At 44.3% G+C, this 25,769-nt stretch carries 26 protein-coding genes; 20 read left to right on the forward strand and 6 right to left on the reverse strand.

What is annotated here, in order from left to right:
- Positions 1–6: 6 nt before the first annotated feature.
- The 18 genes from L1070_RS06885 (at position 7) to L1070_RS06970 (ending at position 15,563) form a co-directional block, all read left to right on the forward strand.
- Positions 7–1,383, forward strand: coding sequence for a hypothetical protein (locus L1070_RS06885; protein ID WP_237124991.1), 1,377 nt, complete (start codon positions 7–9; stop codon positions 1,381–1,383).
- A 9-nt stretch (positions 1,384–1,392) separates the two neighbouring features.
- A complete protein-coding gene (locus L1070_RS06890; RefSeq protein ID WP_237124992.1) occupies positions 1,393–1,917 on the forward strand; it encodes a hypothetical protein in 525 nt (174 codons plus the stop codon).
- A gap of 865 nt (positions 1,918–2,782) precedes the next feature.
- Positions 2,783–3,673: a baseplate J/gp47 family protein gene (locus L1070_RS06895; protein WP_237124993.1), complete on the forward strand. Its 891-nt coding sequence runs from the start codon at positions 2,783–2,785 to the stop codon at positions 3,671–3,673.
- Positions 3,673–4,614 (forward strand): phage tail protein I, encoded by a 942-nt coding sequence (locus tag L1070_RS06900; RefSeq protein WP_237124994.1) that lies wholly within the window; start codon positions 3,673–3,675, stop codon positions 4,612–4,614. Before L1070_RS06895 ends, L1070_RS06900 begins: the two co-directional genes overlap by 1 nt.
- Complete coding sequence (locus L1070_RS06905) at positions 4,614–5,174, forward strand: phage tail protein (RefSeq protein WP_237124995.1); 561 nt, start codon at positions 4,614–4,616, stop codon at positions 5,172–5,174. The genes L1070_RS06900 and L1070_RS06905 overlap by 1 nt, the downstream gene beginning before the upstream one ends.
- Before the next feature lie 13 nt (positions 5,175–5,187).
- Positions 5,188–5,964, forward strand: coding sequence for a hypothetical protein (locus tag L1070_RS06910; protein WP_237124996.1), 777 nt, complete (start codon positions 5,188–5,190; stop codon positions 5,962–5,964).
- A gap of 10 nt (positions 5,965–5,974) precedes the next feature.
- Entirely contained in the window at positions 5,975–6,256 is a 282-nt protein-coding gene (locus tag L1070_RS06915) for a hypothetical protein (protein ID WP_237124997.1), read from the forward strand.
- A gap of 82 nt (positions 6,257–6,338) precedes the next feature.
- The gene (locus L1070_RS06920; protein WP_237124998.1) at positions 6,339–6,923 is read left to right on the forward strand and encodes a hypothetical protein; all 585 of its coding nucleotides are present in this window, start codon (positions 6,339–6,341) and stop codon (positions 6,921–6,923) included.
- On the forward strand, positions 6,913–7,593 hold the full coding sequence (locus L1070_RS06925; RefSeq protein WP_237124999.1) for a phage baseplate assembly protein V: 681 nt from the start codon (positions 6,913–6,915) through the stop codon (positions 7,591–7,593). Before L1070_RS06920 ends, L1070_RS06925 begins: the two co-directional genes overlap by 11 nt.
- A 3-nt stretch (positions 7,594–7,596) precedes the next feature.
- Positions 7,597–7,896, forward strand: coding sequence for a PAAR domain-containing protein (locus L1070_RS06930; RefSeq protein WP_237125000.1), 300 nt, complete (start codon positions 7,597–7,599; stop codon positions 7,894–7,896).
- A gap of 17 nt (positions 7,897–7,913) precedes the next feature.
- Entirely contained in the window at positions 7,914–8,249 is a 336-nt protein-coding gene (locus tag L1070_RS06935; RefSeq protein ID WP_070985064.1) for a GPW/gp25 family protein, read from the forward strand.
- Between the two features lie 88 nt (positions 8,250–8,337).
- Entirely contained in the window at positions 8,338–9,672 is a 1,335-nt protein-coding gene (locus tag L1070_RS06940; protein WP_237125001.1) for a phage tail sheath subtilisin-like domain-containing protein, read from the forward strand.
- Positions 9,672–10,181 (forward strand): phage major tail tube protein, encoded by a 510-nt coding sequence (locus L1070_RS06945; RefSeq protein ID WP_083330482.1) that lies wholly within the window; start codon positions 9,672–9,674, stop codon positions 10,179–10,181. Before L1070_RS06940 ends, L1070_RS06945 begins: the two co-directional genes overlap by 1 nt.
- A 6-nt stretch (positions 10,182–10,187) precedes the next feature.
- Positions 10,188–10,445 carry a phage tail assembly protein gene (locus L1070_RS06950; RefSeq protein ID WP_070985068.1) on the forward strand — a complete coding sequence of 86 codons (258 nt, stop codon included), beginning with the start codon at positions 10,188–10,190 and terminating at the stop codon, positions 10,443–10,445.
- Positions 10,446–10,737: 292 nt separating this feature from the next.
- Positions 10,738–13,872: a hypothetical protein gene (locus L1070_RS06955; RefSeq protein WP_237125002.1), complete on the forward strand. Its 3,135-nt coding sequence runs from the start codon at positions 10,738–10,740 to the stop codon at positions 13,870–13,872.
- Positions 13,872–14,318: a phage tail protein gene (locus tag L1070_RS06960; protein ID WP_237125003.1), complete on the forward strand. Its 447-nt coding sequence runs from the start codon at positions 13,872–13,874 to the stop codon at positions 14,316–14,318. The genes L1070_RS06955 and L1070_RS06960 overlap by 1 nt, the downstream gene beginning before the upstream one ends.
- Before the next feature lie 11 nt (positions 14,319–14,329).
- A complete protein-coding gene (locus tag L1070_RS06965) occupies positions 14,330–14,545 on the forward strand; it encodes a tail protein X (protein WP_070985079.1) in 216 nt (71 codons plus the stop codon).
- 10 nt (positions 14,546–14,555) lie between these two features.
- Positions 14,556–15,563 carry a contractile injection system protein, VgrG/Pvc8 family gene (locus L1070_RS06970; protein ID WP_237125004.1) on the forward strand — a complete coding sequence of 336 codons (1,008 nt, stop codon included), beginning with the start codon at positions 14,556–14,558 and terminating at the stop codon, positions 15,561–15,563.
- A gap of 188 nt (positions 15,564–15,751) precedes the next feature.
- Here L1070_RS06970 and L1070_RS06975 read toward each other — a convergent pair whose 3' ends face one another.
- Positions 15,752–17,197, reverse strand: coding sequence for a hypothetical protein (locus L1070_RS06975; protein ID WP_237125006.1), 1,446 nt, complete (start codon positions 17,195–17,197; stop codon positions 15,752–15,754).
- Between the two features lie 316 nt (positions 17,198–17,513).
- Here L1070_RS06975 and L1070_RS06980 point away from each other — a divergent pair, with 316 nt between their 5' ends.
- Entirely contained in the window at positions 17,514–19,172 is a 1,659-nt protein-coding gene (locus tag L1070_RS06980) for a hypothetical protein (RefSeq protein WP_237125008.1), read from the forward strand.
- A gap of 59 nt (positions 19,173–19,231) precedes the next feature.
- On the opposite strand, the gene L1070_RS06985 is transcribed toward L1070_RS06980, so the two are convergent.
- From L1070_RS06985 to L1070_RS07005, 5 genes are all read right to left on the reverse strand, one after another.
- On the reverse strand, positions 19,232–20,170 hold the full coding sequence (locus L1070_RS06985) for a LysR family transcriptional regulator (protein WP_070985089.1): 939 nt from the start codon (positions 20,168–20,170) through the stop codon (positions 19,232–19,234).
- The gene (aceK, locus tag L1070_RS06990; RefSeq protein ID WP_237125009.1) at positions 20,160–21,902 is read right to left on the reverse strand and encodes a bifunctional isocitrate dehydrogenase kinase/phosphatase; all 1,743 of its coding nucleotides are present in this window, start codon (positions 21,900–21,902) and stop codon (positions 20,160–20,162) included. Before aceK ends, L1070_RS06985 begins: the two co-directional genes overlap by 11 nt.
- 60 nt (positions 21,903–21,962) lie before the next feature.
- Entirely contained in the window at positions 21,963–22,436 is a 474-nt protein-coding gene (locus tag L1070_RS06995; RefSeq protein WP_070985099.1) for a hypothetical protein, read from the reverse strand.
- Between the two features lie 61 nt (positions 22,437–22,497).
- Positions 22,498–23,994, reverse strand: coding sequence for a DUF3413 domain-containing protein (locus L1070_RS07000; protein WP_237125010.1), 1,497 nt, complete (start codon positions 23,992–23,994; stop codon positions 22,498–22,500).
- A gap of 4 nt (positions 23,995–23,998) precedes the next feature.
- Entirely contained in the window at positions 23,999–24,211 is a 213-nt protein-coding gene (locus tag L1070_RS07005; RefSeq protein WP_070985102.1) for a DUF1414 domain-containing protein, read from the reverse strand.
- 65 nt (positions 24,212–24,276) lie between these two features.
- Here L1070_RS07005 and yejK point away from each other — a divergent pair, with 65 nt between their 5' ends.
- Positions 24,277–25,290 (forward strand): nucleoid-associated protein YejK, encoded by a 1,014-nt coding sequence (yejK, locus tag L1070_RS07010; RefSeq protein WP_070985104.1) that lies wholly within the window; start codon positions 24,277–24,279, stop codon positions 25,288–25,290.
- Positions 25,291–25,769: the final 479 nt, after the last annotated feature.

Raw genomic sequence — 25,769 nt, forward strand, 5'->3', positions numbered from 1 at the left:
GATATTATGGCAACCATCAATAACGCCATTCAGGAAATGGTCGACCATTTAGTGACCAAAATGCGCAGCAATGAAAAGCTCAGCGCAGAAGAACAAACTTTAGTCAGCAATGCCATTCAAAAGCTCTCTAGCAGCGCTAATTTAGAGGCCGCCCTAGTGGCGGTAGCAGAAGAGCATTTGGATGACGCGACGGATACGATTAATAATGCCAGTGACTTGGTTAAAGAACTACAAGCTGAACTGCTTGAGCAAAGTGCACATTTGAGCTTGCTGCCTGGTCTTGAGGCAAAGTTTAATGAAATTACTGCAAACCTTGTGGCCAATGTTGAGCAAAGCTTAAGTAATTTACCTGACAGGCTGATAGACCCCACATACCGTCTAGGTGAACCAGAGTTTAGGCTGGATTACTACGACAATACCGCAGCAGAAATAGCCAGTGGCTCCCAAGCCTACGGTGCATGTCATATGCTTAGTATCGCTAATTATGATATGGGCACTTTCTGTGTGTATTATGACGCAGGATCTCAAGTGAGTAGCGTTAATCCTGCTGCTATTGTAACAATTGACACTAACGGGGATGTCGCAAAAGCAACGAAGAATACTGCGCTAGTGCCATCGGATGGTAGTGCACAAATAGGCATGTTTGTATTACCAGATAACAACACCACCTTGTTTAGCTATACAGCCAGTTCTAAGCAGTTAACAACTTACAAGGCGGGGAGCTTTACCGTTGAGTCGTTACAAGAACTAGACTATTTTAAGCTATATCAAGACAAAGACAGCAAAAAGTTATATTCGGTAGATGCGGGCATCTTACATGAGTTTGATGGGGTAAACTGGGTACAAAAGGTTGCACAAACCTTTGTCAGTGAAAGTGCATTTGAGAGCTGGGCTATCAGCAGTGGTTTATTGCCACTACATACTCAAGCTATTACGCCAGCCAACACCAACAATATAATAAACTCACGAACAGGGATGAGCGAATCACGATCGGCTTTGCCCGTGACCAGACCAACTTATTGTAAAGAACTTGCGTTGAAAGACAAAGACTATCATGAAGTTGAGGGCATTGGGCAGCAACACCTAGTGCGTTATAGTGAAGCGACGGTAGCGCAGCAAACAACAAGTCAATTGTTTACGCGAAGCTTCAAAGGTCGGGTTCAGTTACCAGCCTTGGGGAATACGATTCGTGCTACGTTGGAGTCTGTGTCACCGAGTAATAATTACCGAAGTACCAGTGACTCTTATCAAGGGCATGCTTATCCGCAAATTATCGCTTATTCCCCTATTCACAATGCGTTGTTTATTTATCAATATTTCCGATTTTATGAAAATGGTAGCACGACAAAAACCGATTCATTGTCACGCGTTTATTTTGCTTAAGGAGCTATGATGTTTAACTGGTGTAATCAAAAACAAGCCATTAAATTAAATGGCACTTATTTACTCACTCACCCTGAATCTGGACAGCGTTGGGAGTCCAAAGAGCAAGCACAGCTTTGGTATTCACAGTATCAAGCTGAGCAACAGCAAAAGGAGCTCGCTGAACAGTCACAAATGCCTGTATTAGCCGACGTTCAATTGCACTCGGTTGCGGGAGCAATTAAAGTGCCCAGTGATCTTACATCGCGACAGGTAATAAAAGTTACCGTGGAGGAGGGGCAAAATGTTACTTTGAGCGGTCAATTGGACATCGCCGATGAATCATTTTTGTTGCCTGTGCTGCGTGATGATGGTCGCCGTGTTTACTTTCCCATTGACGTGAATGCTGGTCAATTCAACGCAACCTTTAATTTTCCTACGTCTGGTCGCTTTGAAGTATTCTCTGCGTTATTGAATGAAGAGTTTATGGAGCCTCGGTTTAACATCAACCACATTACATTTTATGTAGTGCGAGCGGCGCAAGCTGCGAGTTAGTTTGGGTGAATGTGATACTGATTTTTAGAACCGGACAGCATTGACCTGTTTTAAGTCAAAAAAAATCAGTAAGATACACCTATGCTGATTAATCAACTCAATCAAGAGTGAGTCGTTACTTGGCAAGCACAGTCCCAACTTGTTTTAAAAGCCTGCTCATTTGAGCAGGCTTTTTTATTACATGTTACATAGCTAGCGGCTGCTACAATGCAGTCTCTAGCTATGTAACATTGCAACCCAACAAACAACAGGGTTGCTTTGGTTGAATTATATAAAAGCCTCTCTCAAATGTTTCTTTCAACCTTTAGAAGGTAAAGAAGCATTATGTTAGATGTTTTAAGGCGCTTGATATGTGCCTAAATCTAAACCTTAACAACAGGACAGCATTGACCTGTTTTAAGGAAAAAAAATCGGTAAGATACACCTATGCTGACTAATCAACTCAATGAACAGTGATGCGTTACTTAGTAAACACAGACCCATTTTGCATTAAAAGCCTGCTTATTTGAGCAGGCTTTTTTATGGGTAAAGTTTTATATGTTACATATCAATCATGGGTTGTTTGCTTTAAAACAAAAATGAACGTGATATGAAACTTTTTTGCTGGGTGCTTACCTAAACCCATACGATGGTAAATAAGCACGTGCTAAAAAGTGTTAAAAACGCTCGGTGAGTGCCTTAGTCTAAATCATTATCATAGGGCAGCATTGACCTGTTTTAAATCATAAAAATCAGTAAGATATACATACACTGAATGATTAACCAAATGCTTCAATATAGTGTTTGGTTGCAACAAGCTCCATTATCCAAGCAAATTGGCCTGCACTTCGGTACAGGCTTTTTTTATGGGCCTCAGAGGTACTTTATGCGCGTTTTTAATTTATTAGATATGTCCAAGGTGCCATTACCTGACACCATTACCGAGCTGGATTTTGAACAAACGCTGTCACAGCTCAAAGAGCGGCTATTATCGCATTACCCTCAGTATGCAGAGGCACTAAGCTTCGAGTCTGAGCCAATGCAAGTCATGTTAGAAATGCTGGCCTATCAACAGCTATTATTTGACGGCAAACTCAATGACGCCATCAAAGGTAATATGTTGGCCAGTGCCACAGGTAATGACCTAGATGCAATCGCCGCACGCTACAACTTAGCGCGCCAAGACAGTGAAACGGATGAGCGGTTTAAACGCCGCATACAAATGGTATTTGAGGGATTAAACACCGCAGGGAGCAAACAGGCTTATCAGTTTCATGCACTCTCAGCGGATGCAAGAGTCAAGGATGTTTATGTGCTCAGCCCCGAGCCTTGTGATATTCACCTAACCATTTTAAGCCATGAACAAAACGGCGAACCATCAGATGAGTTGCTCAACACGCTACGTAATCACTTCGGGTTAGATGCGGATGGCAGTATAAGCAAGCATGCTTCTAAAGTAAGGCCTCTCGGTGACAGGCTAACTATAACAGGCCCCACAGTTAAGCCATTCTCGCTTGATGTCGCCATCGAAATTGCGCCAGGGCCTGCTGCATCTGTTGTTGAACAGACCGTTAAAGCCGCACTGAGCCAATACCTCGCTCAGCAAAGTTTGCTGGGCAGAGATATTAGCCAGATGGGATTGTTTGCAGCGCTTAATCAGCCAGGTGTTGAAAGTGGTCGCATTATAAACCCCAATACAGACATTCATATTGCTGCCAATGAGGTGGCGGTGTGTACGGGGATCACGGTGAGTTCGACGGTTATTGAGGGGGAGTAATGGATAATTTTGACAACTTGCCAAAGTTATTGCCAAGCAGTGCCAGTCAACTATTACAGGCTTTAACGCAATTACTGACCTATCCGGATAAAACCCAGTTACTCCATGATATTTGGCATCCACAAAAATGCCCAGCACAGCTACTACCTTGGTTAGCTTGGTCGCTGTCGGTGGATGACTGGAATGACGCTTGGAGTGAAAAGAACAAACGCCAAGTCATCGCTGATGCGTTTGAAGTACACCGTTATAAGGCTACTCCTTATGCGCTCAAAAAAGCGTTGGATAGCTTAGGAATAGAAACACAAATTCAAGAGTGGTGGCAAAGTGAGGGAGCCAAGCGCGGCACGGTGATAGTGCATGCGTTGGTGAACCAAAATTTAGATACCAATGAGCAGGGACTGCTCACCAAAGCCATGCTGGAGCAGGTTAAGCGCATTGTTGATACGGCAAAGCGCGCCGCTGTGCATGTTGAAGTTCAACTTGGCATTGCTTTAAAAGAATCATTTGGAACCGGGTTGTTTAGTGGTGCAGGGATTGGACTTGCCAGCAAGGATGGGGCGTTTACAGGCGTTCACCCAGATAGCATTAGCGTTAACACCGGTGCACTCATAGCCAGCAAAAATGGTGTCGCTGGTGTTGATAAGCAGGCTCTGTTTCAGGGGATAGCACCTGAGGCTTGTGCTGCTTCGATAGCCAGCACACTGGCAAGCAAAGCAGGTGTTGGGACAATCGACCAGCAAGGGCAACTTTGCGGTATTACCCCTGAACAAACTTATGGAAAAGCAGCTGCAGCACTGGCAGCAAAAAGTGGTGTGGCAGGGTGTGAACATCAAGCCAATTGGTTGGGCGTAGCGCCCAATTCAGCAGCAATTTCTCAAGGGATTTCGGCGCTTGTAACGCGCATTCAATTTAACCATTTAACCTTACAAGGAGCGACCTAATGTCAGCACTCACCTTGCAGTTTACGCAAGCAGGTCTCAATGCCTTGCTCAGTGCGACGCAGCGTGGATTCAAAGGCAAAATCAGTCACATGGCCTTTGGTGACGCAGCTTATACGCCCAGTAAAACACAAACCGCACTTAAAGGCGAAAAAGAGCGGGTAGCCATTGTTGATACCGACTACAGCGACGGTGAAAGCAGCAGCTTAAAAATCGCTGCTAAATTCGATGCGCCTTTGGAATACGCAATTCGCGAAATTGGGGTGTTCATTGAGTCACCCGACTATAGCGGTGAAGGCGAACCCGAACTCATTTTGCTCGGTGTTTACTCTCAGGAAAACACCACTTTAGGTTATCGCACTCCCGATGTAAAAGTGTTGCAGTGGCTAACCTTGTCACTGGCACAAATTCCATCAGATAGTGTGGAAGTCAAAGTGGGTGTAGATAACCTCAATATCATCGTGGACAGAGAGCTTGCCGATATGGCGTTGGTACAGCTTAACACCATGCAACGTCAAATCGAACAAGAGCTGCGTTTAGTGGCTTTAGAGCAAGCTCAATAACTTAGGAGTGATCATGTCAGAACAAGATAAAACCATGACGCAGCGCTTAACCGACGTGGTAACTGCTGCCGATAGTTTGACCCAAACTGTGCAAAACCAAATTGGGCAAATTAATAGTACCGTCAGTGCCAAGATGAGTGAGGTGGATACCACTATTGCTCAGGCCAACACTAAGGTTGATAACTACATTGGCAGTGCTCGTAGTGAGTATTCTCATATCTTGCTGAGTCGCAACCAAGGGATGGAACCTGCCAGCGCTACCGCGATAAAAGGTTTTAATACCATCTATACGAATTTAGAAGTCACGAAGGAAGCAACGATACACGGTATTCCAGATTACGATACAGATCACACTGGCAGTGGTGTTGGCGCTGATTTTAGAGCGGCTGTATATGACGGCTACGTAAATGGTTACTTCAATATTTTGCGATTAAAGTGGACCAGAACCAACACAGCGCATCCTTCTCGCATTGATAATAACTGGAGCTCAGGCTATCAACAGGGCGCGCTAACATCGGCTTGTTACTTAAAAGTGTTATCGGGCAGCGTATCTGGCTCTATGTCACCTGTTGTTGACTGTGGCAATGACTGGCATTTGTATGCGGAACGAAGAAAAGCAGTAAACTCATCGGCTGCATTTCATACCAGCCATTCCAAGTTAACATTTGATTCTGAGCAAGGAGAGGCACTTATCTGTCTATTCGGTACTGCCAGTGGTTATGTTGACCTTGAGAGTGCGGGGTGGTCATTGTTCCCTGAGTTTGCACGTCCATCAGATATCCCAGCATAGGAGTAGTGAAATGATAGTTAAACATAATGGCTCGATCGTTGCGACTTTCGGTGATGTATTAGACATGGACCAGATCAGCGCTTACTTATCAGCAAATGAGATTAATTTAGCGATTGATGAACTGGAAATAGTTTTTGAGCTAGAAGAAGCATTGGATGCAAGAAAGATAGCGTACCAAAGCGAATCTGATCCACTGTTTATCGAGTGGCAATATGACCAAACAGACGTCGCAAAACAGGCTTGGTTGGATAAAGTCGCTCAAATAAAAGCACGTTACCCACTGCCAGCTTAACCTTCTTCGGGCACATCGTCCGCCATTAATCCTACAGCCTCCCTTTCTTTGAGAGTGCTGAGCTTTTTATCAGAGAATCACTATGAATCATCGCAGTACCCTAGTTGAAAAGGTGCTTGAGTACCTGACGTCTGGATTACAAGGTGTAGCACAGGTTGGTTTAATAAAACCTGTGATGCCTTATCCAGACTTAACGCAGGTGGCGCAGCTGTGTGTCACACTGGTATCAGAACGTCAAGCCAGTGAGTTGCAATCAAGTGGGCCTACGTCGAATAAGAACTTAAGCCCTAATCCACTCGACAGACGAGTGTTAAAGTTGCAACTAGATATCGAAGCCGAAGATGCCGATAGCATCGCGCTACTGACTCGTTTAGACGGGGTGATAGATAGCAGTGAAGCACTGATGCAGGCAGACGGTGTGCCCGTTCCTTGGCAGCATTTTGTTGCTAAAGACGCAGAGTTTGCATTCACCAAGCAAAGCGAAACCATGATAGGTAAAGCTAAGCTCATTTGGGAGTTCTACTATCAGTATGAGCCACCTGAAGAAGCGCCTGGTCCTGTGATCACCGATGTATATTTAGGGCCGCAAGGTGGTGAACACCGTCATGTGGCTACGGTCAATGCAGAAGGTGAAGTGGTCATCGCGGAGGTTGAAGATGCTGGCTAACCCTTTGCAAAGTAATCTAGCACAGTCTGATATGCAAAGCCGTTTGGCTAAGCTTATCTCACTTGGCACTGTGAATGAGGTGGATTACGAAGCGGCCAAAGTACGCGTAAAAATCGGTGACTGGCTCACAACGTGGTTGCCTTGGCTTACCAATCAAGCATTTAACGATATGACTTGGCAGGCCCCAGAAGTGGGGGAGCAGGTTGTGGTTTTGGCACCGTGTGGTGACTTAGCGCAAGGCGTGGTGCTTGGCAGCTTGTATCAAAATGGCCATAACCTTGAGAGCGTGGCCAGTGATGTGGGCAAGGATGAGCGTGTCGATGTACAGCGTACCAAATATCAGGATGGTTCTTTGGTTGAATATAACCGCAAAACGCACCAATATCTGATTGATGTAAAGCAAGATTCGGCTGTTATCAAACTTAAGTCTGCCAAAGACATTATTCTAGAATGTGATAACGACTTAAATATCACAGTGGGCAACAACGCCACCATTAATGTCGCTGGTGATGCCACAGTCAATGGTGATAAGAGCATCTCGGTAACGGCTGCCGACAACCTGAGCCTAAAGGGTAAAACCGTTGCAGTTGAAGCAACCGGTGGTGATCTTAAGGTTAAGGCATCAGGTACGTTGAAGCTTAACGGCAGCAAAATCAGCGCTCAGGAGTAAGGTATGCCAGCAATCTCCGTCGATGCACACATAACTGACCTACACGCTGGTTTTTTACCTGGCACTATCAGTGCCTCACAAACCAGCTTTACCGTGGCGGGAAAACCAGTCTTACGTCAGGGCGATTCAATCAGCACGCATAACTTAGCCGCAGACCCTAAAGTAAAACATGTTGGCGCAACGGTCTCTGCGGGCGCGGGGAGTTTTACCATTGCGGGCAAAGCGGTTGCACGCCTTGGCGACCTAACTAGTTGCGGCGGAACTGTCGCACTGGGTGTGGCGAGCTTTACCGTAGGTGGTTAACGCAAAGAGGTTACAAAATGATAGGCATGAACGCACAAACTGGTCGGCCCTTATCAGGGGTTGAGCATTTAAAACAAAGTATTCGAGACATAGTCACAACACCACTTGGTAGTCGCGTCATGCGGCGTGATTATGGGTGTGGTTTATTCGATTTACTCGACAGTCCATTTTCTAGCTCTTTAGTGGGGGATATCACTTTGGCTATTTCAGAGGGACTAGAAAAATGGGAACCACGCTTTCGTCTTGAATCGGTTGCCGTGCACCCAGCAGGCAGCGGAAAATTGTCCATAGATATTAATGGCTTGTACCTAATCAATGGCGAGCCAGTAATCATTGAAGGCATACAAGTGTAACAACACAAACACAAATTTTTTAAATCTTAAAACCACGCTTTGCGTGGTTTTTTTGTTTCTAACTGACATACCCTTGAAGGAGAATCATATGTCACAATTTCTACATGGTGTAGAGGTGATCGAGGCGCAATCAGGCACTCGTCCAATCAAAACAGTAAAAAGCTCAGTAATTGGCTTAGTCGGTACAGCGCCTTTCGCTGACGAAGAAGCGTTTCCACTTAATACACCTGTATTAATTGCAGGTAAGCGTGCAGAAGCAGCCAAATTAGTAAGCCCAGATAACGCTGATTTCGCAGCGCGCCTAGCGACATTACGTTCAGAAGCAGAAGCGGATGCCGTGGCTGCTCACACAGCAGCAAACGACGGTGTGGCGCCAACGGCAGATGAGCTTGCTGCTATTAAAGCAAAAGTTGAGAAAACAGTTACTGACGTTGAATATGGTCTTAAGGGTTCATTAGTTCCTGCGATTGACGGTGTTTTCGACCAAGCTGGTGCGGTGGTTATCGTGGTACGTGTTGCTGATGGTGACGAAGCAACTGTGACGAACAACATCATTGGCGGTGTTGACAGCGAAGGCGCATACACTGGTATGCAAGCATTCCTAGGTGCTGAGTCGGTCGTTGGTGTAGCGCCACGTATTCTCATTGCACCAGGTTATACGCATCAGAAGAACGGCACAGAGAAAAACCCTGTTGTTTCTAACATGGTTTCTATTGCTGAGCGTTTACGTGCAGTGATCATCGCTGACGGCCCAAGCACAGACGACAATGCTGCTAAAGCATACCGTAAAGACTTCGGCTCTCGCCGTGTATTTGTGGTTGACCCTGCGGTTAGAGTATTCCGTGACGGTCAATCAGTGGTTGAACCTGCCAGTTCACGTGTTGCTGGTATGATTGCAAAATCAGACAACGACCGTGGCTTCTGGTGGAGCCCAAGTAACACCAACATGAATGGCATCGTTGCCACTGAACGTCCAATTGACTTCCAGCTAGGCGATCCAAACGCTCGTGCTAACTTACTGAACGAAAACGAAGTTGCGACAATTATCCGTCAAAATGGCTTTAAGCTATGGGGTAACCGCACATGTTCTGATGACCCTAAATGGGCATTCCTATCAGTGGTTCGTACAGCGGACATGATCAACGACTCACTACTACGTGCTCACATGTGGGCAGTAGACCGCAACATCACTAAAACTTACATCGAAGATGTGACACAAAGCGTACAGTCTTACCTTGATAGCTTAAAGGCGCAGGGTGCGATTATCGGCGGTCAAATCTGGGCTGATGCAGACTTGAACACACCTGAAAACATTCAGGCAGGTAAAGTGTACTTTAGCTTCGACTTTACGCCACCAACACCAGCTGAGCATATCACCTTCAAGAGCATTCTTACCAACAACTACCTAGAGGAAATCGTATAATGGCAATGTCTCCTAAAATCTTAAAAAAATTCAAGCTATTCGTTGATGGTAAAGGCTACCTAGGCATCGCTGACGAAATCACGTTACCAAAAGTAACGGTGAAAACACGTGAAGTCACGTCAGGTTTCCAAGCGCCAATCGAGCTTGATGTTGGCCAACTTGAAAAGCTTGAAGGCTCAGTAACATTGCTTGAGTACAACGCTGACATGATGAAGCTACTAGGTGACTGGAGTGGTAAAACAACACCACTAACAGCACGTGGTGCGATTCAAGCACAAGGCGAAGAACCGGTTCCAGTTAAAGTAACGCTTGAAGGCTTCTTTAAAGAGGTTGACATGGGTAACTGGAAAGACGGTGAAGAAGCGAAGTTAACGCTTCAATACGCTGTTCAAAAATACAAGTTAGAAATTGGTCAGGATGTTATCTATGACATCGACCTACAGAACGACACTCGTATTATCAACGGTAAAGATCAAATGGCACTGCTACGTGCTGCAATTGGAGCATAATAAGTTATGACAGATATCATTAAACTGAACTTCCCAGTCACGGTCGATGCGCATGAGTATGCAGAACTAACGATGAGACGACCAAAAGTACGTGATCGTTTAATGGTGGACAAAACAGATTTGAGTGAATCAGAGAGCGAAATTCGCTACTTCTCAAATTTGTGTGAAGTTTCTCCAGACGTGATTGAAGAGCTTGATTGGAGCGACTTTGTCAAGTTGCGAGAAAAGCTACAGGCTTTTCTCGTATCCCGCCCAAGCGCTTAAAAGCCATGGTTATTGCCCTCGCTAAATATACTGGGTGGGGCTTACACGAGTTAAACGCGCTGACCGAGCCTGAGCTATGCGAATGGTTCGAAGCAGCCGTTGATTACAAACAATCTACAGAGGCAGGGTAACCCCTGCCTTTTTTTGTACAGCAAATAACATTGTTGAGTGCTATTTGCTGTACAAAAACACAAACACCACGCCTGTCACTGCATCGCCAACCCTCCTTTGGTCATCAACGCAGCGTTATCACAGGCACATCGCTCACTTCTATGTATTCTCAGGTATTGCTATGACATTTGTGGATCCTTCTGATCAAAATCGCACCACACAACAGGGTGCATCTACTGTGCAGGGAACTGCTGACAATAAAGTGAAAAATAAGCTGCCAAAAATTCAGCCATATGAAGACATTAGCGTTAGTGCCGAATTACTTGGACAGGTGATGCAACAGCTGCAATCACACGCTTTGGCATTTGACACTAAACCACTTGAAGCATTACTGAGTTTGCTTGCCAAATTCAATGTGAATGAACTGATGGCAAACCACTTTGCTGATTTGCGAAGCCATTTGTTGGACCTCAATAGCAGTTTGCAAATGCAAACGAGCCAGAGCTTAGAAATAGCGAGTGGATCTGCGTCAGCTGCTTCAACGTCAGCACCAGATAGCGCCGATGTTGAAAAGAGTTTGCTTACGATTGAAGACTCATCACTGCGCCAGCTAGACGCGCAAAGTGCCATGAGTGAAAGCTTAGTATCTGTGCGGTCCAGCACTCAAGGCTTGCTCAATGCAATTGATGTAGAATCTTTGGATGACAGCCTAACATCGCTTGACTGGTCAATTGGCGCTGTGACTAATTCAATCGAGGCGCTTACTAGCGAGTTGCCAAACAGTGTTGAAGTTGGCGTAAGCAATGCGATACGAGAGTTGCTAAATACGGTTGCTAATTTAAAGGTTAAAGGCGTTAGCACACAGCACGTAAAGAACGTTACCAACAATGCTGCGTACGCAGGTAAAACAGCGCCAAAGCAGCAAAAGGCAAACCACAAAAAGCAACCGTCAGACACGCTGCAATCGCAAACGCCTTCAGCGAATACGTTGATAGCCAAAACACCAGCCAACCCAATTCTTAAAAAGAATAAAAAGTCTAAAGCCCGCGCTGCAACGAGCGACAAAGCATTTGACAAAAAACAGCGTGCGACTAAAAGAAATGCTTCAGAACAGGCACACAATACAGATCCAAAAAAGCAGGCACCTATAACCCTGCCTGATGTGAGTCAGCTAAATGTGCAAAGTGCTGTTGAAGGTGAGCTGGCTTCGATTTTAGATATTGCGCCGCAACTTTTAAAAGCGGTTAATCTTGAAGGCGCTGCAAAGGCGATGACTCAGGCCATGCCTGCGCTGAAACAGTTAAACTTACAAGGCATTGCTTCGGGAGATTTATCTTCGGTATTGGATGCAGGCCCTGATTTACTCAAGGCGATAAACCTAGAGGGTCCAGCCAACGCGCTGCAAACCGTGATACCGGGCTTAAAGCAATTGGACTTGCAGGGTATCGCATCGGGAGATTTATCTACGGTATTGGATGCCGGCCCCGATTTACTCAAGGCGATAAACCTAGAGGGTCCTGCCAGCGCGCTACAAACCGCGATGCCGCTCTTAAAGCAATTAGACTTACAAGGCATTGCCTCGGGAGATTTATCTTCGGTATTGGATGCCGGTCCCGATTTACTCAAGGCGATAAACCTAGAGGGCCCCGCCAACGCGCTACAAACTGCCATGCCGGGCTTAAAGCAGTTGGACTTACAAGGCATTGCCTCGGGGGATTTATCTTCGGTATTGGATGCCGGTCCCGATTTACTCAAGGCGATAAACCTAAAGGGCCCTGCCAACGCACTACAAACCGCTATGCCGGGTCTTAAGCAATTGGACTTACAAGGCATTGCCTCGGGAGATTTATCTTCGGTATTGGATGCAGGCCCCGATTTACTCAAGGCGATAAACCTTGAGGGCCCTGCCAACGCACTACAAACCGCGCTGCCGGGCTTAAAGCAGCTAGACATCAAGGGGATTATGGATGGTGATTTACAGTCCATGGTCAAAGCTGGCCCTGATCTACTTAAGTCGTTTGGCTTCAACGATGCCGCTGCGGTATTTGAGGAGCACTCATCGGCAATAGGCAAGTTAGACTTCAAAGGCATTCTCAATGGTGACTTGTCGTCTATCGGGGATGCAGCGTCAGACTTCTTTGAATTTGCAGAACCAGAAGATGCGCTTGATGAGGCGCCTGAACAAGAGAAAGACCAGCAGAAAAAGCGCAATAAACGACGTAATAAGAAGGGCAAAAGAGCTAAGCGAAGAGGGGCGAAAAACCGTCAATCGCAACCGCGTAGCAACACTCAACCATGGGTGAAGGATGCTCAGGATGACACGGATAAGGGTCAGCCTAATAAGCGCAAAGGCAAGCAAGCAAAACCTGCGTTAAAGGTATTGGATGGCGGTCGCAAAGATAGCCCTAAACAAGGTGCTGCGACTAACAAACCTAAATCTGTGAGCGCTGCAAAACTGGGTAAAGGCGTAGCCGCAAATGACCCAATCTTTGGCAGCAGCTCACGTGCAAAACCTAAAATGAGTGGCTTCTTCAAAGGGTTCATGAAAAACCCGCTCGCCAAAACATTAGGCCGATTTACCGGTCCACTTAGAACCATAATGAGTGCGGCGGATATTGGCGGTACTTTGGCGGATGACAGTCTCAGTAAACGAGAAAAGTCTAAGCAGATAGGTACGGCAGCAGGTGGCGCTGGGGGCGCGCTTGCAGGTGCTGCGGCAGGGGCGGCGATTGGCTCAATCATCCCAGGTGTTGGCACGCTGATTGGTGGCGCGATAGGTGGCGCAATTGGTTCGTTTGGTGGTGAGTCGTTAGGGGGCTTCTTAGGCGACTGGTTTGGCAGCTCTTTGGAAGACTCGGTTGATGAAAACAATGCCATGCAACAGAGCAATGCAACAACCCAGTCTTTAAATATCGCCAATGTAGATGCGTCTTTAGGTGGTGCGGCTAATGACCCAAGTTATGCGCAAGGAGGGTCGTTTCAAGCCTTGGCAGGTGATAGCTCATCTGGTGCGAAGGCACAACAGCAACAGGCAGGTCACAAATCACTTTCAGCACAATCACTTGATGAGTCAAAAGCAGATGCTTTGGCGACCAATCCAAGTGAGCTGAATACGCTTGCACAAACAGTGGGCAGCGACAAATCATCCGCACAGCATGTTAATAGCAGCGTTACCGTTAATGCCAATATTACAGTTAATGCAACGCCTGAGATGTCGGCATTGGATATTGCTGAACAAATCAAGCTGGTTCTTGAGGAAAAACAACAGCAAGCACAGCGTGATATGCGCTTGCGATATATTGATGAGGTAGCTTAATGGCTAAAGTAAGTCACGCGTCGCACATGATGCAGCTGGGAGATTATAAGTTTTCTGTGAGCAGTGCAGCGTTTAGCAAATTATCTTACGCAACGGAGTATCGTTGGAAGAACCAAGATTCTCAAACGGAAGGAAAAAGCCCAGTCCAGCAGTTTGTTGGGGTGGGAGCACAAACTATCACACTTGATGGCACGATATATCCTCAACTTGTCAAAGATGGCCTTAGTCAGGTTGATAATATGAGAGCAGAAGCAGCTAAGGGTAAGCCGTTGACACTTGGTTATGTCAAAGTCAATGGTAAGTCAGATGCCTCCGTTGGCAGGATTTTAGGGAAGTGGATTATTAAATCCATCAATGAAGAGCGTTCACTGTTTCTCAATGATGGTATTCCTAGAGAGATCCAATTCCAAATGACTTTAGAGCGTTACGACGGCAATACCAAATAAGGAGAAGAGCAATGAGCGGGGTAACTTATATTACACGTGATGGTGATTGCTTAGACAATATCTGTTGGCATCACTATGGCCGCAGCAGCACGATGGTTGAAATGGTGCTTGAAGCAAATCATGGCTTGGCTGAGTTGGGGGCCATTTATCCAGAGAACATCGCGATATTTCTGCCTGAAGTAATTGAAAAGCCAGTGCAACAGAACATTATTAACATTTGGGACTGAGGAGAGACTCATGAATATCCAGCCTCAGTTTTCCATCAAAACCAATGCAAAAGAGGTCGCTCAGCGTCTAATTGACCGTGTTGTTAACGTCACAGTCAAGCTGAAAACCGGTTTGGTGAGTGATAGTTGCTATGTACGTTTTGACAACTTGGAAGTCGCGCCAATTCAGCAGCCCAAGCCGACCGACATTGTTGAAATAGCGATGGGCTATAAAGAGGGTAATGAAGACAAAAGTGCGACTTTACATCCACTTGGAAAGTTTGAAGTGGGAGAATTCAGCCTGTCAGGTCCTGTACGTTCATTGGAGTTATTTGGCAACAAACTGTTGTGGCACACTACACTGAAAGCTCCGAAACAACGTTCCTGGCCTGAGGATCCTAAAAAGCCCAAAAAATTGGGTGAACTGGTATCCGATATTGCTGGCGAATATGGTCTTGAGGCCAAAGTGGGTGATGCCTTTACCAATATTGAGCTACCACATATTGAACAAAATGAAAGTGATGCTCAGTTATTAACGTCGCTTGCTGAGCAATTTGATGCCATCTTAAAAATCTCACATGACAAATTGATTTTCATGGCCAGAGGTACTGGACGCTCGTTATCCGGTCAAGCCTTAAAAGAAGTTGAACTCCACACGAGCGACATTTTACTCTGGCGCTACGACAAAGACGCTTGCCGAAAGGTAGGCGATGTGACGGCTTTTTATTACGACATTGACTGCGCATTAAAGGTGCCTGTGAAGGTCGGTAGTGACGGTCCAAGCGTTGTATTACCCTATGTATACGCAGATGAAGCTACAGCAACTCGCTATGCAAAAGCCAAGCATAACCGCCTAAAACGCGCCAGCACCAGCATTCACATCTCTTGCATTGGTAATGCGCAAATTGTTGCCGGTGCTGTTGTCAAAATAACCAATACTAAAAGCGACTTAGATGGCAGCTGGTTTGTCAGTGAAGTTGAGCATTGTATTAATAAACAAGGCTTTCGCTCGCATTTGGTTTGTGAGCAACTGGCTTAACACAATACCTTGTTGGTCTAATCGGCTGCAATTTCAAAAATAAAAAATTAAACACTGCGACTTGCTCGCTTTTTGCGCAACTCGTATGTGTAACCCCCTTCTAAAACCCTACCAACGATTCCTTTCTCCAACTAAGGCCATCCTGCACACAACTTGCAGGCTCTGGCCTCCTTCCTAATAAACCAAGCCTATATACTTTCGCATTTATCTTTATCGTCATTAATGAAAGCGATACACATATCAGAAAACACGCCTGTGGCTACTTTTTCATTATCTACATGGAATGAAAATGTATGAGGCCACCATATCCCATCTATTTTCTTATAATCTGACTCAATACCAATATTGGAGTTATCGTAAAAGAGCTGCAATATTTTTTGTTTGTGTTGATCAACTAAAATACTAAAAGGGGCGATGCCCGAGGACTCAACCCGGTACATATATTGATGTGGTGAAGTTTCATTATACTGTCTATATAAGTGTGTATCGTCTTTTTTGAATAAATCTAAAAAATTAAGTCGTAATGACCTCAGTTCTTTAGCAATTTCTTGCTCGCTCATTTTAACTTTTCGCTGGGTATGTAGGTCAGTTTTTATACCTGTTTTATTATCTAGGTCATATTGAGTGTTATCTCTTAGGATCTTGAGGCTAAAAGGTTGGTAATTAACCCGCACATGTTGTTTAGTGGTGTTATCTTTTCTGTGTAGCGTGAGCGTGTAAGTAAATTCAGTAATGGCTTTTAAAGTATTTACATCAGCTAAGAGATTTAACTTTTTAGGTGCAAAGTGCGCTTTGTACCACTGTTTTGGAAATGCCTGCTCGGTACTGACTCTGTGAATATTAAACAGCGCGAAATCAGGCTCTGGACGTTCACTGCTGAAATATAGCCATTTCCCATCGGGGGAAAATTGTGGGCTGATCTCATGAAAATGAGAATTGACACCTGCTAATAGCTTGATAGGTGCACTCCATTGCCCCGATAGTAATCGGCTGGCATAAAGATCAGCTTGTGGTGACGTTTTTGATATTTGCCAAAATACCGCTACCTTTGCGTCTGGTGAAAAGGTCAAGTCACTGCGCATCTCAATATCATCCTGTCTCGGGGTAGCATCCCACAGAGTCACTGCTTGGTGTGTTTTTTTGTCTGACATAAGTGCATAGTGGCGATCGTGTCGTCTGGCGAAATACAATCTTCCTTGATGTAGCTCTGGGCCGAATTCATCATCAATAGAGTTAATATGTGTGTTCAAAGGAGTGACTTCAGTAGCTTGCCCATTCACTAACCTCCCATGCCAAATATTGTAGTCTCTGCTATTACCTAGATTTTTCATAGGTTTGTCTGAAATGAAATAAATTTCGTGGCCGTTTGGCGCATACATGGGATCTGAGTATTTAAATTCTGTGGGGCCAAGGTTTATCTTCCTTGGGGTGGTATAGCGGTTGTCTTGGTGCTGGTATTCCCAAACTTGGGCATTCTCAAAATCTCGGTCTGAGCGTGCCAATAGAACACGACTAAATTTGGGGTGAAAATTTAGATTATATTCACTTTTTGTGCTGGATAGTGACGTGACGAGTTCAGCGTTCGCAGAAAGAGCGACACATAAGGCGGTCAGTCCCCCGACAATGATTTTCATAGTTGTTGTTCCTCTAAACACAGTACATGTTAGTAGCGAGCTAAATAGGACGATGTTGATGAAGACCTAGAAACACGATAACTTCTTTCAAACAATGTGGCTTACGTGACCTGAACAGCCCAATTGTGAGGATACTTTTTTGCCAATTAGATAGACTATTTTTATGATGAATAAAATATAAGCAACAATAATAATGACATAGATGAAAGATTGAATTTCAAGCTGCAGCGCTACCGTGTAAATCTCTAAATTTTACTTTGCACTTACATGAGGCTTTTGCTAAGCCTATAAGACTCTGTTGCAAAGGGGTTACCACATGAAAAAACTATTGCTCTGCCTTTTCGTCAGCTGGCTATGCGTTGCCTGTTCATCTGACGACTCAACCACTACACCGCAGCCGCAAGTGCCCGATAATAATAGTGACACCCCAGACCCAACCCCAGACCCAGATCCTGAGCCAGATCCTGACCCTGAGCCCGACCCTGAGCCCGACCCAGATCCTGAGCCTGAAAACCCTCAATTGGCGGTTGTGTTTCCTGCAAAGTTTATGACAACCTCGCCATTTTCTAGACGTGCAGAGGGGCAGCAAAAAGCTTTTGGCATGTACGATACTAGTATATCTACTGTACCGAGTTATTTTTCTGCCACAGAGCTGATTGATGCAATTCTAAAGGGCGATACTTCAATTAGTGACACATTTGATGTGGGCGCTTTTTATGTAACTGGCCACAACGCTAGTTGTTTCGGCCCGGTAGTCATGTACAGTGGTCACCCAGATGCGCCTAGCCCAAGTAGCGCAAGCGGAAGCTTACCCAGTGGAGATTTAGGCCTTTGGTTAGTCTCTGATGACAGTGGCGATGCCTGTGCTGTAGCGCAAACGAATGCCTTATTGGAGGGCATTGAATCACAAACAACTATGTCATTGATGACGTTGGCCAGTATGGTTGCTGTTGCCACCGCCGATGGTAGCAGCCTTCCTGCGGTAGGTAGCACGCTCGATGTAACTGGGTTAATGAATGATGCCGGTATTACCGATGTCACCTTTAGCAATGCGAGTATTGAGCAAACAACCACGCAATGGCTATATCAAGTAGAGTTGAGCTATCAAGTGGGTAGTGATGTGTATGCCATTACGCTCGATATGACACATGTACCAAGCGCTGATGCTGAGCAGTATGAGGGGTATTTACGATATACCGTAGAGGGAGAGGTCGGTGTATCAGGCATTGAATTTCCCGGCATGAATTGCTCGCAAAATGAGAGAACACTAGCGGGGTCAATCGCCTATCAAAGAAATGGCGACAACATAGTGCTGCAAGCACGCAGTGGGACCTTATGTGGTCACAGTGTAGCCAACGTGTTCAATAGCAATAATATTGTTGATGTTGATAATATTTATAATGCGGTATCGAACCCTGATGGCTGGAGCGAGAACTTTTCAATTTATGGTGCTGACTTTGACCTAACTACCTTAGCAGGTGATTATGCCCATGTGTGGCAGGCAGGTGCTGGAGATAGTCATAGCAGAGTGTTTAATATTGGTTTTAACGATGCAAGCCTCGATAACGGCGAGTCACACTTTGGTTATGGTACATCAATTGACGACACCGATGGCACGATATCTGGGTTTATTTGTAATTGGGCGGGTCCAGGCGCTGATCATACTTTGGTCAGTAAAACGCAAAGGCAGTTCTTTGAGTTTGACTCCACTTTGAATGTGTATTTAGGAACTGATCATCGCGCCAATATAGAATACGCGCCAACGGTAAGTTGTGACTATGATGGCTTAGGCACGTTTTTGTTTGATATAGATGCCAGTGGCACGCTTGGAGATACAGCTTTAGAAGATAGTACGCTGGCGTTTAGTAATGATTTATGGACACCAACTGATTCAACAATGACTGTACCAGAGGCGATTGCGGCCAGAGGTTTGAGCGTTCCGGTTATTCCTTTTGGCTGGCCTGCTGAAGAGTAGCTGTATTTTGGTGTGGTGTAGCAACTCTAAGCACCACACCAGTATTTAGAGCAGATTAACTACTTGAGTTCTTGCGCTACTTCTGCAATTTTCTGTCTTAACCAAATATGGCTGGCGTCACGGTGTAACAGTGGGCTCCAGATCATATCTAGCTCAAACGGTGGAATAGGGAAAGGCGGTTCTAAAATCGCTATTGCAGGGTCATCTTTGTAGATGTTCGCTGCTTTTGAAGGTAAAGTGGCGACCAAGTTCTGTTCTTTTGCTAAATGTATAGCAACATGATAGTTACGAGTAAACGTTGCAATATTACGATGTTTGCCAAAATGTGCGAGCGCCTCATCAACCCAACCAAGTTTTTGTACATCCGCAGGGTCCATACCCACACCCACACCAAAACCGGTTTTACTCACCCAAATATGACGAGCTTTCAAATATGCGTCCAGATTAAAGTTGTCGATGATAGGGTTATCGGATTTAATTAAACAACAAAAACTATCCTTCCAAATTTGCTTGTGGTGAAACGATTGCGGTAAATTTTCAAAACGGTTAATCGCCATATCAACCTTGCCATTTTCTACATCATGAAAGGTAACATCACTTGGTGTGAGAATATCTAGGGTGGTATCTGGCGCTTCTTCATGAAGTTTATTTAGTAACTTAGGAGCCAAGGTACTGGCTGCGTAGTCACTGGCCATGATGCGAAAGACACGATTACTTTGACTGGCGACAAATTCCCTATTTGGTGCGAGCGTTTCCTCCAACGTCATTAAAATACCGCGTATGACGGGTTGCAGTTCAAGCGCTCGTTCTGTGGGAACCATTCCTTCGCTAGTGCGAACTAAAATCGGATCATTGAATAAATTACGTAGCCGTTTTAGTCCATTACTCATTGCAGGCTGAGTGATACTTAACTGGTTTGCAGCGCGAGTAACGTTGCACTCACGCAGTAACGTATCTAGGTAGACTAAGAGGTTAAGGTCAATTTTACTAATGTTCACGGCGTTCCTTTATGGTTTTATCTAAGTGGATAAAGCGCTGCTCTTGTGGATAAGGAAATATATGTTTTACAACCTTATTTTTAACATCTAGCTGTGCTTGTTGCCAGTAACTTGCTGATAAAAGCTCTGGGTGAGCTTTTTCAAATATGGCCCTGAGTGTAGGGTTTGTGAGAACAAATGTACACAGTTGCTCTGGAAATACATCTTGTGGTGCAGCGGAGTGCTCATCAATACCCGAATATAGGTCGGATAAGTCAGTTTTTGGCATATCCCTAAAGTTCATATCAGTGAGATACTGAACCTCATCATAATCATAAAAAATTACGCGCAAATGTTTACTGACACCGAAATTTTTTAACAGCATATCGCCTGGAAAAATATTGGCTTGGAGCATTTCTTTGATAGCATTTCCATAGTCCCTCATGACAACTTCAGTTTGTTCGTCACTTGCATTGTGCAAGTACAGATTGAGGGGGGTCATACGTCGTTCAATATACAAGTGCTTGATAATCAACATATCACCTTCCTCTAACAAGCTCTCTGAGATGGTGCTACGCAGTTGCGTTAACAACTCAGGGGCGATACGAGATTTAGGGATAACCACGTTAGAGTATTCGATTGTATCAGCCATTCTGCCAACACGGTCATGGTTTTTAACCAAGTGATAACGCGCCAGTACCGTGTCTCGCCCAAAAGGTTTACTCTCTGAGAACTTATCTTTAATCACCTTGAATACATAGGGAAAGTTTTCGAGCGTAAATACCATCATTACCATGCCTGGCGTACCTGGTGCGAGAGTAAATTGGTCTTGGCTATTTTTTAAGTGATCCAAAAACTCCCTGTAGAACTCGGTTTTACCTTGTTTATGAAAACCAATGGCATTGTAAAGCTCAGCGGGAGTCTTATTAGGCATGAGTTGGTTTAAAAATCTAACCAAGGCGGAGGGGGCATGAGTTTCTACCATGAAATAGGCTCGAGCAAAGCCAAAAATCACCCTCATTTGCGATGAATTAGTCAGCAGCGCATCTATGTATAGCCCGCCTTTTTCATGGTGAAGTACCGAGATGATAAAAGGTTGGATACCACTTTTGGAAACCACTCGGCCAATAATATAGGCCCCTTTATTACGGTAAAATGGCGCTTGCAGTATATCAAAACGCATCATATGGCTTCGGTGGTGTGTATCCGGCGCCTGACGCATAAAGGCCTTCATTAATAGTTTTATATCTCGGTTTAAATTTTGAAAATTACACTTAAAGTCAATCTGTTTTATGATCTGCTGTATGGTCGGTTTTAGCCCTGACACAACGGGAAAATAGCTGCGATACTCTGCTTCAACAGGCAGAGCAGGTGCATCTTTTAAAGTGGTTTCAACAAAAATAAAGTCGTTATTAAAATAGCGCCTGTGGAACAGGCGACAAAAAACGGAGTTGTAAAAGGTCTCGGCCAACTCCGCTTGAGGGTGGAAGCTAAGTAACTCTAAGTAATCTTTTTTAATTTGATACCAAAGGGACTCATCGAGTTTCGTACAGGGAAGTGATGTTTTTAAACGTTCTACAGTTTCTTCAACACGCTCATCGTAATGGCTAATTCTAGATTTACTAATTTGCTGAATTCTCGACCAGTCTTGTTGTGAAAATGCTAGCCCAGTCTGTTTTGTGATGCTTTGAAAGCGCTGATAATGCTCGGTAAATCCCGCCAAAATCAGCTCTGCAATAGTAAAAGAGTGCACGCTAATACCTCAAGTGGTAAGACCTCTTGCTAGGTTAGCTTTTTTTAGCACTTGTGTCACTTATTCGTAACGTTTAAGTTTTCTTTCTAATTGAGCGATTTGCTTGTTTAGCTTTTTGGCCTGTTTGTGATAGACCTTGTTGATGGCTTTAAGTTGGCGTTTGATGTCATCAAGTGTTTCTTTGCGTTCTTTGTCATCCATAATGCGATTAACCCGAAGCTGTTGATTTCGTGTGTCTTGATCTCGTTCACGAGTTAAAATAGCGGCTTCGTGTTTTTTCGCTCTTAATTCATTTTTTAGATTGCGGATGATCTGTTGCTTTTCAAGATTATTGAGCGTTTTGTAATGTTGCTCGGAAGTCATACCCGATTTAGGATCTACGTTGGTAAGCGTATGTTGAGTGGCGTTACCAGCACAAGGAAACTGACTGTAAACAGTCCCTCTCTCAGTAACGCATTTGTAATAGTTAACGATTGTTTTAGCTTGGCTAGGAAGGGAAAGTAATAATGCCAGAACAAATATACTACGTATCATAGTTTTTCCTTTTGTTAAATTCTCCTAACACAAAGATAGACAAACATTAGGAAATGGCAAATTATGGCGTATGTTTCTGTGATGAAAACTTCTTCAATACTTTGATATTATTGATTAAAAATGGAATATCCAACTTTTGATCAATCGCAAAACCCTCAGTACCAGAAACATTTTTATAGCTGCCGTCTTGGCTAACAAGCGTTATGCGGTCTTTACGAAAAGCAACCAGCACACCTTGCGTATAGTTGACTCCCTCATTACTGATCGAGTGCTTGAGATCTCTACCCAACATAGTGCTGGTGGCAAGCTGAGGGCAGTCTAAGTGACTTGCAACAAGCGTATACATGATGTCGTGTAATTGCTTAAAAGTAGGCTGATCTACAGCATCAAAATAGTTGCTGTAAAACATACTATTGTAGACAACATCAGTACTATGAGGCGCTAGAGAAAACGCAATAACTGGGCCCTCAATATTTTTATCGGTATTAAGTTGATTAGCACTGATAATTTTTATAGGTGCTTCTTTAACGTCTATATCATCGATAAAACTTAACCCACTGACACTGACAAGCTGACCCTTAGAACTCCAAGGTGGCTGCTCGTTTTGTGACATCGCCGATTTATAGTATGCAGGCAACCCGTACACAAGGTTAAAAATTGCGTCATCATGATCAGAGGGTTGTAATAATTGAGCTGTTGGTTGTAGCTGATATTTGTTAGCAAACGCGGTTAACGCAGCGTGCTGTTCAAACACCACCACTGTAGCTGGTATTTCATTTTGTGGCAGGCATTTAGGTAGTGGCCTATTAAATGCAAATTGGCTTTGTGCATTTGTTAAGCTGATGTCTCGCGCTTGTTCGTATTGCTTTATATCTAAAAGGTCATGGCGAGCTAATAGTGTTTTTGCCGTTGTCGGATAAGACAATGGCAGAATATTATCTTGTTTGGTGACATCAAAATAGGCATTAGCATCAGCCCATATATGAATACTGTGACTGGTTGCAAAACAGCTTACTAAAATGGCGGTAGCATATTTTGGAAATCTATATTGTTTTAGCTCAGCTAGATGTCGCCACGCGCGATTGCCTGCCAGCAACTCAAAAACAAATACTGCTAAAATAAAGCCAACAGCTAAAACAGAAACGAGTATTGGTGAAACACTAAACTTCCCCCAAAGCAAAGATAAGATCTCTGGTAGTGCTTGAATGTTTAAGTGATAGCCAAGTTGAAAGTATACAAAAGCATCAAGAGAGAGAGTTGAGATCCCACATGTTGCCAGTAGTGCGGCCATCCCCCTTATATGCCTTGGATACGGAAATACAAGACTCAAAGGAAATATGGTCAAAACAAAGGCGCAAAACGTGATAAAGCTGGTATGACTTAGCCAAGTAATCAACATGTAAAAGCCGCCCAACGCTGACGTGGGTGGCTTATCTGCAAGTAAGTAACTGAAACTGATCAGTAAGACTAAGCCGATGTTTGCAAAGGTAAACCAGTGCCCCCAACTAAGAAGTTGGCTAGCTTTAGACGAAAACGGGCTTTGAGGGGTTAAATTCATCCAGTTATTTTACCGATTGTACGAGCGCTTTAGAGAAGTTATCCGCAACTGTTTGTCTTTTCGCTTCAGGCACATGCTCTTTTAAAATATGCGTGATAGAATTTCCTAAACACATAAGACTCAAATCAACCGGTGCCTGCGCTTGAGTGAGCACATCAATTAGCTGGTCAACAATTTGTTCAACTTGTTCGTTGGAATATTTAGATTGGATAGGCATCAGTTGGTTCAATATTAAAGAGTTATAATTTTTTCATTTTAACACCAGAGGCGTGAAAAACAAACATGAGCATAGAGGTGAATAAGCTAGTTGTACATTATGTCGACAAGCACGATGAAGATACGCAGATCCACTTACGTGAAGATGAAATGCAAATTAACGATAAAGTTAATGTGTTCATTGAACAGTTACATCATGCTTACAATGGCAAACCAGGCAAAGGGTATTGCGCATTCAGTGGTGAAAAAAACAGTCAAGTGTCTGCTGCAATGCAGAGTTATCGTAACAATGAACTGGGGTTTTGGCACTTTACGCAGCAAGCAACAGAGGTTTTAAAAGAAGAACTGAATAAATACGCGTTTAATGAAGTTGGCTATTTGGTGTTTTGTCAATACCAATATGTGGCGACAGATTATGTGCTCATTGCATTAATCAATATCAAAGAACATTATTCAATTACTTCCGAGCTTGATTTGTCAGCATCTCGACATTTAGATATTTCTCGTATGCAGCTGGCGGCTAGGATTGACTTGACGGCGTGGGATACACAACCTGATGATGCACGCTACATCTCGTTCATAAAGGGCAGAGCAGGACGTAAAGTCGCAGACTTTTTCTTAGACTTTTTAGGCTGTGAAGAAGGGATTGACCCAAAACAACAATCACAAGTGATGCTTGACGCGGTGGAAGATTACCTAAGTGAGCAACAATTCAATAAGCAGGAAAAGGACACCTTACGTAAGGAAGTATTCGACTACTGTAATGATTGTGTTGCTTCTGGGGAAGATGCCAACATCGAATCTTTATCTGAAACGCTGTCTAAATCCTCTGATGCACCGTTTGACGATTTCTATAAAGAGCAAGGTTACGATCTTGCAGAATCTTTCCCCGTAGACAAGAAAACCGTTAGCACTATGGTGAAGTTTTCTGGCCTAGGGGGTGGCGTAAGCGTGGGGTTTGAGCGTAAGCATTTAGGTGAAAGAGTTGTCTATGATGCGCGCAACGATACTTTGACTATTAAAGGGATCCCACCGAATCTAAAAGATCAGTTACAACGTTTTTATGAAGAAAATGAGTAAGCTTCTAGGTGGATATTGCCGCAGGTTATAAACTGCGGCATTAAGTGTCGTAATTCATATCTGCGCTTACAATGTTACTGATTAGGTTTAGACCGTCATCAGGCAGACAGTTGTGAGCGAAAAATAGATAGCCGAGCTAACTCATGTTTGCCCACTTAAATCGCACACGTGGTAAATCGTGGACACTGGTAAATCGTGGACACTGGTAAATCGTGGACACCCATCCCAACTTGGAATGTTGGGGTGGTTGGTAAATCGTGGACACCCATCCCAACTTGGAATAAATCGCACAGAATGGTAAATCGTGGACACCCATCCCAACTTGGAATGTTGGGGTGGTTTGTCTAAGCTTTAGTTTCTTCAAAATTCAAATCAAATTCTAAGTTCAAGGAGCGAACGATGGGATTAGCAAGGATGGATAAATCGTGGACGTGATAAATCGTGGACACCGGTAAATTGGGTAAATCGTGGACACCCAT

Origin of the sequence: Pseudoalteromonas sp. MMG022 (assembly GCF_021654245.1) — a bacterium.
In the GTDB taxonomy this organism is placed as follows: Bacteria; Pseudomonadota; Gammaproteobacteria; order Enterobacterales; family Alteromonadaceae; genus Pseudoalteromonas; species Pseudoalteromonas amylolytica.

What these genes read in the sequence shown, in the direction of transcription:
- L1070_RS06885 (WP_237124991.1), top strand. Translation starts at nt 7, where the DNA reads ATGGCAACCATCAATAACGCCATTCAGGAAATGGTCGACCATTTAGTG.
- L1070_RS06890 (WP_237124992.1), top strand. Translation starts at nt 1,393, where the DNA reads ATGTTTAACTGGTGTAATCAAAAACAAGCCATTAAATTAAATGGCACT.
- L1070_RS06895 (WP_237124993.1), top strand. Translation starts at nt 2,783, where the DNA reads ATGCGCGTTTTTAATTTATTAGATATGTCCAAGGTGCCATTACCTGAC.
- L1070_RS06900 (WP_237124994.1), top strand. Translation starts at nt 3,673, where the DNA reads ATGGATAATTTTGACAACTTGCCAAAGTTATTGCCAAGCAGTGCCAGT.
- L1070_RS06905 (WP_237124995.1), top strand. Translation starts at nt 4,614, where the DNA reads ATGTCAGCACTCACCTTGCAGTTTACGCAAGCAGGTCTCAATGCCTTG.
- L1070_RS06910 (WP_237124996.1), top strand. Translation starts at nt 5,188, where the DNA reads ATGTCAGAACAAGATAAAACCATGACGCAGCGCTTAACCGACGTGGTA.
- L1070_RS06915 (WP_237124997.1), top strand. Translation starts at nt 5,975, where the DNA reads ATGATAGTTAAACATAATGGCTCGATCGTTGCGACTTTCGGTGATGTA.
- L1070_RS06920 (WP_237124998.1), top strand. Translation starts at nt 6,339, where the DNA reads ATGAATCATCGCAGTACCCTAGTTGAAAAGGTGCTTGAGTACCTGACG.
- L1070_RS06925 (WP_237124999.1), top strand. Translation starts at nt 6,913, where the DNA reads ATGCTGGCTAACCCTTTGCAAAGTAATCTAGCACAGTCTGATATGCAA.
- L1070_RS06930 (WP_237125000.1), top strand. Translation starts at nt 7,597, where the DNA reads ATGCCAGCAATCTCCGTCGATGCACACATAACTGACCTACACGCTGGT.
- L1070_RS06935 (WP_070985064.1), top strand. Translation starts at nt 7,914, where the DNA reads ATGATAGGCATGAACGCACAAACTGGTCGGCCCTTATCAGGGGTTGAG.
- L1070_RS06940 (WP_237125001.1), top strand. Translation starts at nt 8,338, where the DNA reads ATGTCACAATTTCTACATGGTGTAGAGGTGATCGAGGCGCAATCAGGC.
- L1070_RS06945 (WP_083330482.1), top strand. Translation starts at nt 9,672, where the DNA reads ATGGCAATGTCTCCTAAAATCTTAAAAAAATTCAAGCTATTCGTTGAT.
- L1070_RS06950 (WP_070985068.1), top strand. Translation starts at nt 10,188, where the DNA reads ATGACAGATATCATTAAACTGAACTTCCCAGTCACGGTCGATGCGCAT.
- L1070_RS06955 (WP_237125002.1), top strand. Translation starts at nt 10,738, where the DNA reads ATGACATTTGTGGATCCTTCTGATCAAAATCGCACCACACAACAGGGT.
- L1070_RS06960 (WP_237125003.1), top strand. Translation starts at nt 13,872, where the DNA reads ATGGCTAAAGTAAGTCACGCGTCGCACATGATGCAGCTGGGAGATTAT.
- L1070_RS06965 (WP_070985079.1), top strand. Translation starts at nt 14,330, where the DNA reads ATGAGCGGGGTAACTTATATTACACGTGATGGTGATTGCTTAGACAAT.
- L1070_RS06970 (WP_237125004.1), top strand. Translation starts at nt 14,556, where the DNA reads ATGAATATCCAGCCTCAGTTTTCCATCAAAACCAATGCAAAAGAGGTC.
- L1070_RS06975 (WP_237125006.1), bottom strand. Translation starts at nt 17,197, where the DNA reads ATGAAAATCATTGTCGGGGGACTGACCGCCTTATGTGTCGCTCTTTCT.
- L1070_RS06980 (WP_237125008.1), top strand. Translation starts at nt 17,514, where the DNA reads ATGAAAAAACTATTGCTCTGCCTTTTCGTCAGCTGGCTATGCGTTGCC.
- L1070_RS06995 (WP_070985099.1), bottom strand. Translation starts at nt 22,436, where the DNA reads ATGATACGTAGTATATTTGTTCTGGCATTATTACTTTCCCTTCCTAGC.
- L1070_RS07000 (WP_237125010.1), bottom strand. Translation starts at nt 23,994, where the DNA reads ATGAATTTAACCCCTCAAAGCCCGTTTTCGTCTAAAGCTAGCCAACTT.
- L1070_RS07005 (WP_070985102.1), bottom strand. Translation starts at nt 24,211, where the DNA reads ATGCCTATCCAATCTAAATATTCCAACGAACAAGTTGAACAAATTGTT.
- yejK (WP_070985104.1), top strand. Translation starts at nt 24,277, where the DNA reads ATGAGCATAGAGGTGAATAAGCTAGTTGTACATTATGTCGACAAGCAC.